Here is a 15,912-nt window from a genome sequence, read left to right on the forward strand (position 1 = left end):
GGTTATTTGTGGCATACCACACAGCCGGCCGAGACTTCGTCGATGCCGTAGTAGTCGTCAACGGTCAGCGTCTTGCCGCCCGCCAGAGGGTTGACGCGCCGCCGCGCTAGGAGGCGCGCGCGACGCTGCTCAAACTCGAGCTCGACCGCTTTGATCCGATCGGGCTGTTCAAGGTCGATAAGGCTCTCGCCCTGACTCCAGGTAAAGGGGGAACCGTGCTCAAGCGCGGTTTTCTCGTATCCTTTGGCATCCTCATAGGCGTCGGGATGCTCCCGTTTAAGCCGGACCCACTCGATCTTCTGCTGAAAGAAGCAAAAGGTGCACCCCGATCGTGTCCGCCACTGATAGTAGTCAGGCTCGCCGACGCCGGCACTCTCCAACAGGTCGATCACACCGGCCCGATCGATACCGGCTTCGCGCAGAGGAAAATGCACGACCATGTTGCCGTTCGTCGCCTGGTAGCCCTCTCGGTTAGGCTCGTCGGCTCGGATCGCGACATAGGAATGGACGACAACGCCGGCTTCGAGATCATCCTTGAGCCAGTGCTCCAAGGGCCGCAGCTTGAGCTGACGGGTACACCAGCGCGTGCGGGGCGACGGAAGGAAATGCTTGTATTCCTTGAGCCAAAAATCGAAATCCCGATCCGGATTAAGCCGGGTGATCGGCCGGCCCAGAAAACCTTCAAGACGGTCCAGAAAGGAGTAGACTTCGGCCAGTTCCTTGCCGGTGTCGGTGAAGAAATACTCCAAATCCAGGTCTGGTCGGGTTTGCCGCATATGGACCGCCAAGGCAGCACTATCCCGTCCGCCCGAAATGCCCAGAATATGACGCTCGCGAATATCGGTCATGCGGCCTCCGTCGCTTCCTCGACCGACAACCGCTCGACGATCCGCGCCAACGCCGCCAACTCGACGGTAGACCGCAAATTGCGTCCGCGCATTCGGCGTAGGAACTCGTCGGCCAGCTTCTCGGCTTGCGCGAGCTCCTTGTCTGTCACTTCAAAAGTATGGAAGACCGGCTGCTCCTTCGGATCGAGGCCGACCATTATTGAAATCGCCTGCGATGTTGGCGCTCGTCCCTTCACTCCAGCAAAGGTCTCCGCTTCACGGAAGCGGCGAGAGAGCTTGGCCAATTCGAACAGAGCCTGTTCATGCTCACGGTCGGACCAGTTGCGCGGTGGCTTATGCACCAGCAGGCTCGCCAGGCCCTCGATATCGCCCTCATTGGCCTCGAAGGCGCCGGCGCGCATGGCAAAGGCGTCGAGACGCAGGTCGGCTGTGACCCCGGCGGCGGTGACCGCCCGAATTCCTAGCCCCTCGAACGTATCTACCTCGACGCCGAGGTGATCGGCGACCGCGCCCTTCAGCGCTGCGAGCATGGCAGGATAGGCGGCCTCGGAAGCCGCCAACGCCTTGGCGACCGCGACGGCGGGATCGACTTCATCCTTCAAAACCTCCGCGAAGTCGGCAAACAACAGGGCTTCCGGATCGTTCGCCTTCAAAATGACGTCGCGCACCCGCGTCACCGCAGGCGGCAAGTTCACGGTGCGCTGCGCCCATATCGGAAGCGCGTGGAAGCGCTGAAAGAGCGCCGACGCAACCGGCAACGCCTCGGCTTCAACCGCCTCGCCGCTCTGGGATAACAAGGTTGCAAGCCCCATAATGAAGGCATCATCCTTCTTGGAGCGCACCACGCGCCGGAACTCGATTGCGTTGGGTTCCTGCAGCATCCTATCGACGAAGACATCGTCAATCACAGCCTGGTACAGCCCGTCAACATAGACGGCGATCGTGGCGCGGTGCGCGATGAGAAAGGCAAGAACCAAGACCGGCATGACCCCGCGTTTAAGGCCATAGGGCCGCCTACTCCATTTGTCGTAGAGTTCGTTGAGCGGCAAACGTCGAGCGGTGGCGAGCACCTTCCAGGCGGGGCGCAAACTCTCGCCGGCGGCTTCGCTGTCGGGGTCCTGGAACCGCCAAGTCTGAGCATCGTCCTGCCGATGAAGCCCGAACGGCTTCAGGATCGTCAGATAGAGACCCCGCTCGGCCGGAAACCCGCTTATGCCCAAACCTGCTTCCCCGGATTTGGAGACCATGGCGTGCGCCAAGGCCCTCAAGCCAGCCATGGCGCTACTCGACGGACGATCCCGATAGAGCAACTCACTTTGAATGATCGGCGCATCATAGAACGCCGTGCTGGCCACGGCCGACGCTACGACGCTGAGCGATCGCCCGTCGAGATTCTTGTCGCGCGCGCCAAGCCTCCACCAAGTCGCGGTGGCGAACGCGTCTAGCAATTCACGCCGGACCGCGTCAGTGATTAGAGATCGACGGGCGGACAGTTCGCGACGGGCGATGCGGTCACCCTCCAATTGAGGGTGAGACGACTCAATACGGTCGACCGCGTAAAGATCCGTCGCGTGCTCGCGAAGCATGAAGATGTTCTTTGCCGTGGCCACGGCGGCAAGAACCCCGGCTTCCTCTAGCGCTTCACCGAGCATTTTCGCCGCGGTATCGGGTTTTGCCTCGAAGGTGTAGGCATCAGGCAATAGCAAGATGAGCACACCGCTGGCGCGCCGCTTGGCCCTGGCGAGACGCGCCGCGATGGCCGCCGCCCAGGGCTTGCAGTCCCTGGGGACGTGCTCACCGAACTGCAGCAGGACATCGAAAGTGCGCAGCGCACCAGTTTCGAAATAATGACGCTTCGCCGCGGTCGGACCGATCCCCAGCCGAACCGGCAAATCCGTCAGGGCGTCTGCTTCGAGCTTCTCACTCGCCAGACGGATTGCATCATCGAGATCAAAGTCGGTGCCGGCAAACAGGGCGTAGCCGCCCAGGCGCGGTTGTCGGATCAAGATCGCGCGGGAGACCAGCTCCGCCAGCGCAGCATCGACCTCGGCGGTCGTCGCCGTAGGCGCGCACAAGCGCAAAAGGTCGTCGGCAACCGCTAGACCGGAGCCGTTTCGAAAGAACTCTATAAGCGCAGCCGCCTTGGCCAGCTTTGCGCAGAGCGCACTGCGAATCGCCGCCCGCTCAACCGCCTCCATCGCCAGCGTCATCCGGGCTCCGTCCGGACCGACCGACAACGCCGACCCAAAATTAGCTACCAGATAGTCCCATAGCTGGTCCGGCCCGAACCAGGCGTCAGCCGCTCGCGCGTCGGTCGCCGCCAAATGCGCCTGAAATCCATGTGGCTCCGCCGACGACAGGAAGCCGAACACGCTGCGCTCGTTTTGGGCGAAGCGCTGGCGAGACACAGGTCCGAGTAGGAGAGCGGTGACCGGATGCAGCGGCCACGCCTGCCGTAAGGCGTCCGCCAGACTGTCTGCATCAACCGGACGGCGCGCTGAGACCGCCTCGGCTGTCTTCCGAGCCAGGACCTCGGCCGCAGCCGGGGTACGATCGCTGGTGACTGCCCGCGCCAGGAGCGCCGCAACCTCGTCGGCTTGGGCCACGAACGGTACGTTCTGGAAACGGCCCTGCACCTTTGCCCATTCGTCGCGCACTGTGCGATTGAGCTTCCCCGCGTATTGTTCGAAGGACTGGTGCAGCACACCAACGACCACCAGCCTGCCCTCGGAGCGGCTGGCGCGTTCGGCGAGATCCTGAAGTAGATGCACGTCGCCACCTTCGCCGATCGCGTGCTCAAAGAACTTCCCGAGTTCATCAACAATGAGCAGGAGGCCGCCGCGCATCTTCGCCTCGGCTTCAAGGTGTGCAATCAAGATCCGATCATCCGCCTCGACCGCCATCCGTGTGGTCTTCGTCCACTTGAACGCGTCCGTGGCCGCGGCGACTAGGTCGCCCGCAAGGCTAGCCCGGCGCCCCGTCAAGGCCAGGACGGCCCAATGCTTATCATCGCCAGGGAACGCACGGCCGAATTGCGCCACGAGCTCTTCGCCCGCGATCTCGCGCGCAATCTTGCGTTGTTCCGGCGCGCCTGCGACTAGGTTGGCCACGAGAAGCGCGGCGCACGACTTGCCGCCCCCATAGGGGCCGGTCCAGGTGAACGCCCGCTGACCGCCATCTGCGATGCCGGCGACCATGGCTTCGAGGGACTTTCGCACGCTCGGCTGGAGAACATACCCGGTCAACGGCGGAGTCCCCGTCAAGTCGGAATCGAGCCGTGCCGAAAGCGCAAAACGGCGCTCGACGCGAACCATCTTCGCGAGGGTCGTCATGCGGCCCTCCGGTAGGGATAGCTGGAAGTAACAAGTGCCTTGTCGTCGATGGTCGCAAGCTTGCGGGTCATTGATACCTGTCGTAGACCGGCGGTGTCGGTCCAAATGATCGCGCCGCCCGTAACCTCTCCAATCTTCGCCAGACGCGCCATTACGCTATCCTCATCAAGCTTGAACACCCGGCCAGGTGATCCTGCGCCATAGCTCGCCTGCTCGGCCGACAAAGTGGGCGCATTGGGATGCCACCGCGCCCAGAACCGCTTTAAGACCAACGCGAAGACGCCATCCTGAAGGTTCGGCTTGGGGCCACGCACGAACTCGAACTGCCCTGACAGCCGAGATTCGCGAATCAAGGCCAGTTCGGCCAGCAGCGGCTCCGCAGCATCCTCCCCCACGTCGCCAGAGCGCGGAGAATAGCTACGTAAGAAAACTTCGACGTCGCGCTTCACTGTCTCCGCCGTCGCGCGCGCACCGCGTATCTTCGCCAGATCGTGGATCGCCTCGACCAACCCCTCGCGATCGAACACTGCCTGATTCAACATATTGAAGGCAAAGAAAAACGTCGTCGACTGTTCCGGAGCCCCGGCGAGGGCAGCATGAACCAGCCAAAGCGTGCTCGGGTCCTCCAGAAAGGGATCGAGGCCCGCTGGGTTGTCGAGCAGTAACCACGCCAAGGGGGTCGGTACCAGCGAGTTGCCCGCTTCCGCCAGCATCCCCGTCGCTAACGCCCAATGACGCATAGCGAGCGCCATATTCTTGCCAACACCAAACTGCGCGATCGCCGATTGTTCTTGAAACGTTCTGCGATCCGCCCCATGATAGGCGACTGCATCGAAGGCCTTCTTCAGCCAAAGCAGGCGAAGCGGGAAAGTCTCGTGACCTGCAAATTGCAGGCGCAGATCAGAATCGGTGAGGACGTCCTTCATGCGAGGACCTTACTGGACGATCGGTCCAGTGCGCAAGGGTCATCCCATAGACGGCGTCAGCGATCGCGGTTGCGGCGTAATCGATTTGTGAGATGTCGTTATATCGCCCACAATAGATTCGAATAGTTTCGCGCCTTTCGGCATCCGAAAAACCCATTGCGCCAAGTACATGAGACGATTGGATTTGCCCGCTAGTGCATGCTGACCCTTCTGAAAAACATACAGTATCTGCCAGCTTATCAATTAGAGACGGCGCGTCTACACCAGAGAGGCCCAAACTTAGACTTCCTGGCAACTGATGTTCGCTCGCTACATTTCTTCGCAGGCGGACCTGACGAGCCTCTAGGCCGGCAACGAGGCGATCCGCCAAGGCGCGGGCATGGGCACCATCACGCTCCAACCTGTCCGCCGCGACTCTCGCCGCCGCGCCAAAGCCTACGATTAGCGGTGTCGGCAACGTTCCTGGGCGAAGTCCGCCCTCCTGTGTGCCGCCATGAAACAGCGGTTGAGGGCGATATTGCGCGGCTGCACTGATAAAAAAGGCACCGACCCCCATCGGGCCATACATCTTGTGCGACGAGATGCTGGCGTAGTCATAGTCGGCCACGTCCGCCACGAGCTTGCCGGCAAGCTGGGCTGCATCGACATGGATCATCGCTCCGACTGCCCGGACCATCGGGAGCATCGCGCCGATCGGCTGGAGCGTCCCGATCTCGTTGTTAGCCGCCATCACCGACACCAGAAGTGTCTGGTCCGACAACATGCGCTCGAATGCGATGACATCGAGCCGACCATCTTTTCCTACCGGACAGATCTGAACACTAAACCCGCGTTCCTCGAGACTTCTAGCCGCGCTCAGAACACTCTTGTGCTCAATCGCTGAGACTATGATTTCACGACGCATGTCGCCGGCGCGACCGGCCGCTTCGGCGACGCCGAGGATCGCCATATTGTTGGACTCCGTCGCGCCCGAAGTGAACACGATCTCTTGCGGGGCAGCGCCAACGAGGGTAGCCACCTCGACGCGGGCCTGATCTACAGCCGCAGCCGCTTCAGTCCCACGACGATGAGGAGAATGGGCATTGGCCGCACGATGATGCCACCACGGCGCCATCGCGGCCTCCGCTTCTGGAGCTAGCGGCGACGTTGCGTGACCATCTAAGTAAACAGGAAGAGTCATGGTGTTTTCGGTCATCTGACTTTCTCGATTCTCCTCGCACCTTAGCCTGCGAACCGTCCGGCGTCGAAGCCTTGCCAGTCGTTGGCACAGCCACGCTGACGCGTGGGTGGTCTCGATATCTGTCAATGGGATCGCGTTGGCATTGGCCGAGGATAGATAGGCTGGCTGCTCGCGAAGCAAGTTTTGCTCGCCACCTTACACCATTCTCGAAACTCACCTGGAAAGCGTGGGCAGATGAAGCGCATGAGGGTGTCCTAAGCCAAGGCGTGTTTTCAGCCGACCATAACGTGACCGAGGGAGTAAGGACGGGTTCCTAGAGGCCCCGGGTCTCGGTGTATAATTTACTGTATGCCTATTTTCATTGCGGGCCGCCATTCCAATCGGAATAATCATTATCGTTTATTGCCTTGCAGTTCTGACCAAAATTGCTATTGACCCGAGGTAGCACCCCTCTTCCAACACATCGTCCATTCTGCACTGTTGAGATACTCACTCAAAATGTCGTATATTGATTGTGAAAATTTTTCAATCGAGTTAGTGTAGGAGACCTTTGCGCCGTGTTCCCTCAGATAGTCGAGGTAGCGCAATCCGGCCGGACAGTCGCTCGCCGGCTGCGGCTCGGCTATCTGCTCGGCCAACACCTCCCGTGCCGATGGGCGGCGCCTTTGAAGCGTCCAAATGCGTCGTCTGGCGACAAGTATTTTCCAGGCACCGCCTATACTAGCGCGATGACACGCAAGCCGGCGACCACATACGGCATTGCTCCCTTGATGGCAGAGTTGCGCCATGGGGCGTCCCATACGCCTCCGCAGGCAAAGGCTGGCGGCACCGGGCCCGCTCCGAATAGAGCCCGGCTAGGCAGGCGAGGAGCAACGGTCCGGGAGAACAGCAGTTGCTCGGCGCTCGATTGGTGCGGGTCGGGTCCTGCACCGCCGTGATGACGGCCCGCCGAAGCGAGCATCATAGCGCACAGCATTCAAGTCAGTCGAAGGCGTCCGTCGAGATTGACATCAGACATGTGGCGCCACGCGAGCGCTAGCGCTGTACGACTGACGAAAGCGGCTCTCAATCCGAGGCGATGCCGTCCTTGATCCGTATGAGGCGGCTTTCGCCTTCCTCCGGGCCGAAGCAGCTTTCGACATCATTGCATTCCAGGCAATTGGGGGCGCTGCACAGCGAAAAACCTTCGGCCTCGCAGAGCTTGCGGTAAAAGTATTTTTTCCATTTCATGTTTTGGGTGTTGCCGGCCGCCAGCGTCGGAAAATGCGAGGCGAGCAGGCGGCCGAGGTCGCTTCGACTAAAAAGGCCAAGGTCCTGCCAGAGGTGGTCATTGCGCATGGCACGCCGGGCGATGATCTTGGCGAAGCGGGCGCTTGCCTTATGGTCGGGCCGGGCATGCGCCAGCAGCAGTCCGCGCAGAAGTTCTTCTTCCAGATCCGGCTCGGGCTCGCTCCCCTCTTGCAAGGCAAACGCGTTGATAGGAAAAGCAGGAAAACAGCGGACCAGGACATCGCGCAACTCGGCGCGCGAAAGTCCGGTTGCCTTTGTCGCCGTCGCCTCGCCGGCCTCGATCTCCTCGAGCGCACGTGAAAGCACACAGGCAAGCACATGCTGGTCGAACCTCCTCTCCAGCTGCGGCCATTGGCCGGTGGTGAGCCGGGCATAATGTTGGGCAAATATGGTGCGTTCTCCTGCTATGGTCCTATCAAATCATGCACAGACCCGGCCTGCCGCAACATGGGTCGGGGAGTTCTTCGGTGTGGCACTCCGGTCGCCTCGCGTCGAGTAGTTCGGCAATTCTCGTCTGGTCCATCGGCTCTGACGCAAATTCTGTGATTCGAAGAGGTTTGCGAACCCCTGCCCTGCCGTTTGCGCCTCACGGGGAACACTGGCGCCGGAATTGCCCCGCAGAGTTGGACGTGAACCGTGCGGGACAGAGGTCGCGTGCTGAGTGCGGCCACATGGTTCAAGCCGCCAGACTCACGGTTGAATGCTGTCTCATCCAGAGCGTCAGCGAGTGAGTTCCAGCGCACGTTCAGGACAGGATCGCACGCCTCGTGATGCAGGCAGTTCCTCCCCTTCCGCAAATTCAATGTCACCAGGGAGGATGTAACCGTCATTATCGAGTTTGAAGATGTCCGGCGCTTGCGCCGCGCATCGCGCGTGGCCCTGGCATTTGGCCCTTTGGACGATGATGCGCATGGCGCTGCCTCCATTGTCTGTGCCCGGCTCGGGGCGGGCCTAAGACCAGTCCAGGATCAAATTTTCGATCCCGAACACATGGCCGCCAGAAGTTATCGGCGCCGTACCCTGCTTGATCCTGAAAGCCGGGATGCGCGCCAGCCACTCCTCCAGGCCAATGACAATCTCCCGCCGGGCAAGGTGTGAGCCAAGGCAACGGTGGGGACCATAGCCAAACGCTGCGTGGCGGTTGTCCTCCCGCTCCAAATCAATCGTGTTGGGGCATTCGAATTCCGCCGGGTCACGATTGGCAATCATCGTGGCGCAGGAAACATAGTCCCCCTTCCGGATCGGCGCGCCTTCGAAGTCGATATCTTTCGTGGCCACGCGGATCAACTGAATGGGCGGATAGGCCCGCAGCAATTCTTCGGTTGCGAGCGGGATGCGGTCCGGTTCGCTCCGCAGCAATTGCTGATCTTTGAGGTTGCGTGCGAGGTACGCCAAGTCAAAGCCTATAGCTGCTGCGACCGTGTCGAGCCCAGCGACGAAGACAAGCACGCCGATGCCGCGGACTTGGGTGTCAGTCAGCCGGCGGCCCTCGACCTGTGCCTGCACTATAAAGGTCATGAAATCGTCAGCCGCCTCATCGCGGCGCATGGCTGCAAGTTCGTCGATGAATGCCACGATCGTCCGGGCAGCCACAGGTCGTTCCTTATCGTCGCCGTGGAGCAGATCTTTCCCCCAGCCGACGAATGTATCGAGGCGGTCATCAGGCAACCCCAGAAAGCGCAGAAAGGTGCTCACCGCGAAAGGAAAGGCAAAATCCTTCATCACCTCGCAGCTTGTTCCCGACGCGGCGATCCTTTCGATCAGCTCGACCGCCCGTTCGCGGACAGCCGCTTCCAAAGCCAACACCCGCTTTGGCGAAAGCAGCGGATTAAGCAGTGAGCGAAAGACGCCATGGGCCGGTGGATCGAGCTCAAGCGGGATCGTCGGCCAGTTCTCACCCAGTATGGAGGAGAAGATGCTGCGATGGCTGGAAAAAGTCTCTGCGTCCTGCAGCACCTTCCGCTGGTCCGCGGCACGGGTGATGACCCAGGTACCCCGGCCATCTTGCGTGTTGTAGCGGGAGTAAAAGATCGGAGGCCCGTCATGTACGCAAGCGACAGCTGCGTGTGGATCCCCGTTGGGTGTTGGTGGCATCCCTGGCGATGTAAACAGGCTGAAGTCCCTCACCATTTCGGGCGGGACATGATCTGGAACGGGGTTGGTCGCCATTTTGTTTTTTCTACATTGGCGTTCATGGCTCGATTGAGATTGCACCGCTGTTCATAAAGTCGATTTCCAGCATGGGCACGTCTCTCGTCGGGCGCCTTCTAGATTCTGTCGCCTGATACAGCCCACCTGCACCAGCGCGGATGAGATGGGTTGCGAAGTCGATCAGAGGGGCATCTCCGCCGCGCTCCGGTCATGAAGCAAAGCGGCCGCTTCCCCGTTAGGGTTGAGAGACTGGTCAATCACCTCTGCCCTGCTGATCAAATTGTCGAAGCAAGTCGCGTGCCGGATAGGGGTAGCCATGGCGCTGCACCAAGCAATGCCAGCCTGCGCTGGGCCCGCCGCTGATGATCACCTGTCCATCATTCTTATGACAACGTCCGACAACCGACATCCGTGGTCGGTTTTGTCGAGCCCGCGACATCGGGCTGTTCGGCTTGGCTGTTGCTGCAAAGCCTGCCGGTCGACGAGCGAGTAGATCGATCGCACGGCCCGGATTGAGCAACGACGCGATCCAGCGCAAGGATCGGGTGCGGTCCGAGAAGACCCGACGGCGCTTGCGCGAGATGGTCGGAAATATCAACAAGGTCAAGCCGCGCTTCGGTTCGGCGCTGATGGCGTATGCGTTTTTTCGCTCGCAGGCGCTGCAAGGCTTTTCGGTCAGACGGCGATGCACTCGACGCACCGGTCCGGCCGGCGACCAGCTTGACTGTATAGATGCGGTCCATTCCGGCGTGCATCACCTGACCATGCGCATGCGCTACGACGGCATCCTTTCCGCTCATGGACCTAGATTTGCTCGCGAGCCGCTGTCGGAACGTGGTGCTGAGTCCTATCGCGGCCAATTCAATCCGAGGACCTGTCGGCAGTCAACACACCCCTGGAGGTCGGACCGGGAACGCGTGGCAGACTCTCGGCCAGAAACCGCCAGTCGCTGCCCTCGCGTTCGCCTTCCTTGCGCGTGCCGAAGAACTGGATGATCATCTTGCCGTCCGCGCCATAGGCTTCAATGGACGTAACGTGACCATCCCTCGTCGGCTTGCGCACGGCCCAGACCTCGCGGATGCGATGGGTCCTAAGATGCAGATGGAAGGTCTCTTCGAGCACATTGATCCGCGGCCCGATCTGCTTGACCGACCTGATCGGGCCGGAATGGATTTGAATGCAACCACGATTGCCGACAAAGCACATGATCGGCATCTCGTCTTCGGCCGCCTGTTGGAACAGGGCGCCAATGGCATCATTGTCGAGTAGCCAGGCGTCATCCTCGTCGGCCATACGCATCGCCTGGCAGCGGCTGAGCTTCAGTGTCTTCAACATATGGTAGAACTGATGCACGTCGCTTAGCCGGCCCCAGTGCTCGCGTAGGTCGTCGACCGTGGTGGCGTGGTCTGGACTCACTGCGTTATCGCGCGCCCCGCTCGCCTCGAGCGATATGATCGGCTCCTGGTCGGGGGATACAAGCTCTGCCGTCAGATCCTGATAGGCCTGCAGGTTCGAGGCGGGCGTGAGATGAGCTTTGTGCATCGCCTCGCCGGTGGCATCAAAGAATTGCAGGCTGCGGCGGATCTCGGCCCCCTCGCGCTTCTCGACGGCGAAGCCATACGCCCACGCTTTCGGGAAGATGCGCAGGTCGATCTCGTCGCCGAGCAGTATGGCATGCTGGTTGCCGGTGACCACTTTGCCGTAGACGCCAATCTTTTGGTGCACGGCACTTTCGTTGCTGGTGACCGCCATCACCTCGCCGACCGCTTCGAGGCCGGTCAGCAGATCATCGACGCGCGGCTCGATGCGCACCGCGCCGTGACCACAATGCGCCGCGACCAACTCGGCTTCCGAAATGCCCAATCGAGCGGCGAGATCATGCTCCCGGATCTTCGGATTGTCTTTGCACGCCCGCCGGATTTCGTCGGGCGACGGTTTCTCGCGTTGGTCCATGCTTACCCCTGTTTCTACGACGTGTGAGGATCATCTGCCCTGCCCGGGAATCTTCAGCCGATAAGGCGCGCCGAAATGCTCGATCCTGATCTGCTGCTGGCCCATGAACAAGGTGTCGCTGGACAGCGTGCGCACGGCGTCGCACCAATGCGAAAACCGGCGAGCAGCCACATGCCGATGGCATCCCATCGAGCCGGTCGGCGGCTACTGGGCGGTGGTGAGCCAGTATGGATGTTGTCGCAATCGGCCAAGCGGGCATTCGGATGCCACGAGCGGCGCTGCTTTGCCAACAACGCGTATCTGACCACGGTCCTGACATGTTACTCCCTTGCTTCGCCCCATCCATCGCGATGGCACCCACGGCATGGTTGTGGATCGGCATGCTCTTGCCGTCTCGCCAAACGGAGCTTCAAAAACCGTGCCAATTGCGCCGAGGCAAGCTCAGAAGAAGTTCTGTCCTTGGTGATGTGAGTTCACCCAAGAACTCAGGCCAACATCCCTCGTGCCGGACCCGACAAACCCGACAGCACGTGTCGATTGGCCGACACCTTATCAGCAATCAAGAGGCACCAGTGCGAGAGATGCCGCGCTGTGTTGAAACGTTTTTTGGCTTTGGCACGGTGCATGCAACGTGATGGGCAAGCAGGTCGCGGACTGAGGAGAATGGAGCCATGATTACGCTCACCGACAACGCTGTTGCCGCCTTCAAGACTGCTCTTTGCCGTGCCAGCGAGCCGGCGGAAGGCTTTCGCATTATGGTCGAGGCCGGCGGCTGCGCAGGCTTCAAATACTTAATGGGCCTGGAGAGCGTGTCGCGCGAGGGCGACGCGATCACTGACACAGATGGGGTCAAGCTGTTCGTGGACGCGGGCTCCCAACCCCATGTAGCCGGCATGACCGTCGACTTCCTCACCGGGCTCCAATCTTCCGGTTTTGTCTTCGATAACCCCAATGCGCGCGAAAAGTGCGGCTGCGGCAAGTCCTTCAGTTAAACGCCCGAAGCGTCTGTGCGGCCGACAGAGTGATTTTGCGGCAGAGGAGACTTATATGGCCGGCACAACAGATGTCCCCGTCCTAAAAAACAAGACAAGGTCAAAGCCGATCTCGGGACCGCCATTCGCTCCCAGTAGGATTCAAAGAACGTCGCCTCCCGAAGCAGCTCGGTTCCTGGTGGCACCCGAGCTGCTTGCGGACAAATCGCGCCGCTGCGCCAAATTCGGCTCATCGGTAGCGTTATCGCGTTCGGGCGTCCTTACCTGCGGGCTGACCTACGGCCACTGCGAACATGTCCATATCGACGGAGATCCGGTTTACGTCAAACACTCCGGGCGCCTGCGCGCGCTGCCAGTTCAAATGATCATCAACGGCATGCGCCAGAGGCTCAACGAGTCGGTCTAGCGCTCGCGTCATTCTGTTTAACTGAGGATCGCACCTATGAAGCCTGTCTACCTCGACAACAACGCAACCACACGGGTCGATCCTGAGGTCGTGCAAGCGATGTTGCCGTTCTTTAGGGATCAATTCGGCAACCCTTCGTCGGCACACGCACTTGGCGCCTCAGTCAGTGCGGCGGTGAGAAAGGCGCGGAGGCAGTTGCAAGCTCTGATCGGCGCGGAGTTCGAGGATGAGATCACTTTCACCTCGGGTGGGACAGAAAGCGACAATGCAGCGCTTCTTTCAGCGCTCGAGGCGGCGCCCAACCGAACCGAGATCGTGACGTCCGCGGTCGAGCATCCCGCCGTGCTGACGCTCTGCGCGCATCTTGAGAAGACCCGCCGCCTCAAGGTGCACAGGATCCCGGTGGATTGCCGTGGTCGGCTCGATCTCGACGCCTATATGGCCGCCCTCACCCCACAGGTTGCAATCGTGTCAATAATGTGGGCGAACAACGAGACTGGTGTGATCTTCCCCGTGGCAAGGCTTTCCGAGTTGGCCAAGGAAGTGGGCGCCCTATTCCATACCGATGCTGTGCAGGCGGTCGGCAAGCTTCCGATGGACCTGAAGTCGACCGCAATCGACATGCTGTCGCTCTCCGGCCACAAGCTGCACGGGCCGAAAGGGATCGGTGCGCTTTTCGTAAAACGTGGCGTCGATTTCCATTCGCTGATCAAGGGGGGTCACCAAGAGCACAACCGGCGTGCTGGAACCGAGAATACGCCCGGCATAGCCGGGCTCGGCACGGCGGCCGAACTCGCCTTGAAATTCATGGACGACGAGACCACACGGGTAAAGTCGCTCCGCGATCGCCTGGAGGGCGGGATCCTCCAGCGCATCCCAAGCACCTGTGTCACTGGTGATCCCTTGCAACGGTTGCCCAACACCGCAAACATCTCCTTCGAACATGTCGAAAGTGATGGAATTCCACTTCTCCTCAGCCGCATTGGCATCGCGTGTTCCTCTGGCTCGGCCTGCACCTCCGGCTCTCTGGAACCAAGCCATGTCCTAAGCGCGATGAAAACGCCACACGCGGCAGTCCGCTTCTCCTTGGCGCGGGACAACAGCGAAGAGGACATCGACCGGGTGCTCGAGGTCATGCCGGGAATCGTGGGGAAGCTGCGCAGCTTTTCCGGTTCTGGGCCGGGTAGTCCGGTCTATGCGTGAGCCGCAGAAGAACAGGCTGCCTGTCATGACCGGTCATGTCTCCCTCAACGATACGACCTTGCGCGATGGCGAGCAGGCGCCGGGCGTCGCCTTCACCACGACGGAAAAGCTGGAGATCGCTGAGTCTCTTGCGGCGGCTGGCGTGACAGAGATCGAGATCGGCACGCCGGTCATGGGCGTCGACGAGATGGAAACAATTCGCGCCGTGGTAGCGCGGCGTCTTCCGGTTCGGCTCATGGCCTGGTGCCGGATGACGTCGTTGGATCTCGATGCAGCGATCGAGAGCGGCGTCCAAGCGGTCAATTTGTCGCTGCCTGCGTCGGACATCCAACTTGCCGCCAAGCTCGGCCTCGACAAGGCGGGAGCGCTCCAGGTCATCGATCATATGGTCAGGCGCGCCGCCGATGCCGGCTTCTTCGTCGCGGTGGGCTGCGAGGATGCCTCGCGGGCCAATCGGGATCATCTCGCCCGCGTCATCGAGACGGCCGCACGCGCCGGCGCAAGCCGCGTGAGGCTGGCCGACACAGTCGGTGTTCTCGACCCGTTTTCGACCTTCGAACTTGTCGCCCAGCTCGTGGTGCAGTCTCCAATCGACCTTGAATTTCATGCGCACAACGATCTCGGACTTGCTGGCGCCAACACGCTGGCGGCGATCCGCGCAGGCGCGCGCCATGCCTCCGTCACCGTCCTGGGGCTCGGCGAGCGTGCGGGCAATGCCGCGCTGGAGGAGGTGGCCGCCGCAATGGCAGTCTTCGACGGCGCAGACACCGGCATTGAGCTGACCGCATTGCCCGGCCTCGCCGCCCAGGTGGCTTGGGCCGCCCGCCGGCAGACCGCAGCCACTAAGCCGGTCGTCGGCGCCGATGTTTTCACCCACGAATCCGGCATTCACGTCGCAGGGCTGCTGAAGGACTCGCGTACTTATCAGGGGCTCGATCCGACTCTCGTGGGCCGCTGCCGGCGGATCGTCATCGGCAAGCATTCCGGCGCCACTGCGATTGCCCATGTGCTGAGCGAAAGCGGTCGCGATCTCGACCCGGATCTGGCAGCCGCGATGGTGGCCCGCGTCCGACGCGAGGCGGCCGAGACCAAATCGACCGTCACTGCAACTCGACTGGTCGAGCTCTACGATGGAATGTGCAGCGAGCCATCCCTCATCGAGCTGTGCGGGTCCAAGTCAGCCGTGCGCGAGCGCACAGAGGCCACAGTTTTGCGACCAGGAAGAATGCAATGAATTGTTCCGCTGACAGCCGCCCCATGGATGTCACCGACATCCTCGCACGACTGAAGCGCTTGTCGGCTGCAGAGGAATTCTTCTCAGTCCTAGGCGTCGCCTATGACCCGAAGGTACTGAATGTCTCGCGGCTCCATATCATGAAGCGTGTGGGCCAATACCTCGCCGAAGAAGATTTCTCCGGTCTGCCCGACCAGGTGATTGCCGCGAGGGTGCGCGCGACGCTCGAACGAGCTTACGAGGACTTTGCGATTTCCTCGCCGCTCACACATCGGATTTTCAAGGTGCTCAAGGACCACGATCCGAACAAACCTGCCGCGCCGGGTCACACCTTTGTTCCGTTCGACTCGGTACTGAAGCGGTTCGGACGGGAATGATCGGCGACAAGGGTGCGACG

Annotated in this window: 15 protein-coding genes; 5 read left to right on the forward strand and 10 right to left on the reverse strand. The window is 61.0% G+C overall.

The features are described from left to right. Window positions 1–2 precede the first annotated feature (2 nt). From NKI37_RS27475 to hemP, 10 genes are all read right to left on the reverse strand, one after another. Complete coding sequence (locus NKI37_RS27475; protein WP_352790052.1) at window positions 3–848, reverse strand: phosphoadenosine phosphosulfate reductase domain-containing protein; 846 nt, start codon at window positions 846–848, stop codon at window positions 3–5. Beyond that, a complete protein-coding gene (locus NKI37_RS27480) occupies window positions 845–4,180 on the reverse strand; it encodes a hypothetical protein (protein WP_352790050.1) in 3,336 nt (1,111 codons plus the stop codon). Before NKI37_RS27480 ends, NKI37_RS27475 begins: the two co-directional genes overlap by 4 nt. After that, window positions 4,177–5,106 (reverse strand): DUF4007 family protein, encoded by a 930-nt coding sequence (locus NKI37_RS27485; RefSeq protein WP_352790048.1) that lies wholly within the window; start codon window positions 5,104–5,106, stop codon window positions 4,177–4,179. The genes NKI37_RS27480 and NKI37_RS27485 overlap by 4 nt, the downstream gene beginning before the upstream one ends. Continuing rightward, a complete protein-coding gene (locus NKI37_RS27490) occupies window positions 5,081–6,301 on the reverse strand; it encodes a cysteine desulfurase family protein (protein WP_352790045.1) in 1,221 nt (406 codons plus the stop codon). Before NKI37_RS27490 ends, NKI37_RS27485 begins: the two co-directional genes overlap by 26 nt. Before the next feature lie 1,050 nt (window positions 6,302–7,351). After that, window positions 7,352–7,966 carry a nitrogen fixation protein NifQ gene (locus NKI37_RS27495; protein WP_352790098.1) on the reverse strand — a complete coding sequence of 205 codons (615 nt, stop codon included), beginning with the start codon at window positions 7,964–7,966 and terminating at the stop codon, window positions 7,352–7,354. Window positions 7,967–8,296: 330 nt separating this feature from the next. Beyond that, window positions 8,297–8,488, reverse strand: a complete 192-nt coding sequence (locus tag NKI37_RS27500) for a ferredoxin (RefSeq protein WP_352790042.1) — start codon at window positions 8,486–8,488, stop codon at window positions 8,297–8,299. 39 nt (window positions 8,489–8,527) lie between these two features. After that, window positions 8,528–9,745 (reverse strand): cytochrome P450, encoded by a 1,218-nt coding sequence (locus NKI37_RS27505; RefSeq protein WP_352790040.1) that lies wholly within the window; start codon window positions 9,743–9,745, stop codon window positions 8,528–8,530. 365 nt (window positions 9,746–10,110) lie between these two features. Then, window positions 10,111–10,527 carry a hypothetical protein gene (locus NKI37_RS31995; protein ID WP_502896375.1) on the reverse strand — a complete coding sequence of 139 codons (417 nt, stop codon included), beginning with the start codon at window positions 10,525–10,527 and terminating at the stop codon, window positions 10,111–10,113. Between the two features lie 61 nt (window positions 10,528–10,588). Then, window positions 10,589–11,680 (reverse strand): hemin-degrading factor, encoded by a 1,092-nt coding sequence (locus NKI37_RS27515; protein WP_023672205.1) that lies wholly within the window; start codon window positions 11,678–11,680, stop codon window positions 10,589–10,591. A 30-nt stretch (window positions 11,681–11,710) separates the two neighbouring features. Continuing rightward, a complete protein-coding gene (hemP, locus tag NKI37_RS27520) occupies window positions 11,711–11,851 on the reverse strand; it encodes a hemin uptake protein HemP (protein WP_352790037.1) in 141 nt (46 codons plus the stop codon). A 500-nt stretch (window positions 11,852–12,351) separates the two neighbouring features. Between hemP and NKI37_RS27525 the strand changes: the two genes are divergently transcribed. From NKI37_RS27525 to nifW, 5 genes are read left to right on the forward strand one after another with little or no spacing between them, the layout of a single operon-like run. Beyond that, complete coding sequence (locus NKI37_RS27525; RefSeq protein WP_023672207.1) at window positions 12,352–12,672, forward strand: HesB/IscA family protein; 321 nt, start codon at window positions 12,352–12,354, stop codon at window positions 12,670–12,672. A gap of 55 nt (window positions 12,673–12,727) precedes the next feature. Next, window positions 12,728–13,078 (forward strand): hypothetical protein, encoded by a 351-nt coding sequence (locus NKI37_RS27530; protein ID WP_155921674.1) that lies wholly within the window; start codon window positions 12,728–12,730, stop codon window positions 13,076–13,078. Between the two features lie 36 nt (window positions 13,079–13,114). Continuing rightward, window positions 13,115–14,281, forward strand: coding sequence for a cysteine desulfurase NifS (gene nifS, locus NKI37_RS27535; RefSeq protein WP_023685015.1), 1,167 nt, complete (start codon window positions 13,115–13,117; stop codon window positions 14,279–14,281). Window positions 14,282–14,306: 25 nt separating this feature from the next. Continuing rightward, complete coding sequence (gene nifV, locus NKI37_RS27540; RefSeq protein ID WP_023712671.1) at window positions 14,307–15,515, forward strand: homocitrate synthase; 1,209 nt, start codon at window positions 14,307–14,309, stop codon at window positions 15,513–15,515. Continuing rightward, a complete protein-coding gene (gene nifW, locus NKI37_RS27545; RefSeq protein WP_023687348.1) occupies window positions 15,512–15,892 on the forward strand; it encodes a nitrogenase stabilizing/protective protein NifW in 381 nt (126 codons plus the stop codon). The genes nifV and nifW overlap by 4 nt, the downstream gene beginning before the upstream one ends. The last annotated feature ends 20 nt before the right edge of the window (window positions 15,893–15,912 follow it).

It is taken from the genome of Mesorhizobium sp. M0626 (assembly GCF_040320665.1).
Classification (GTDB): domain Bacteria; phylum Pseudomonadota; class Alphaproteobacteria; order Rhizobiales; family Rhizobiaceae; genus Mesorhizobium.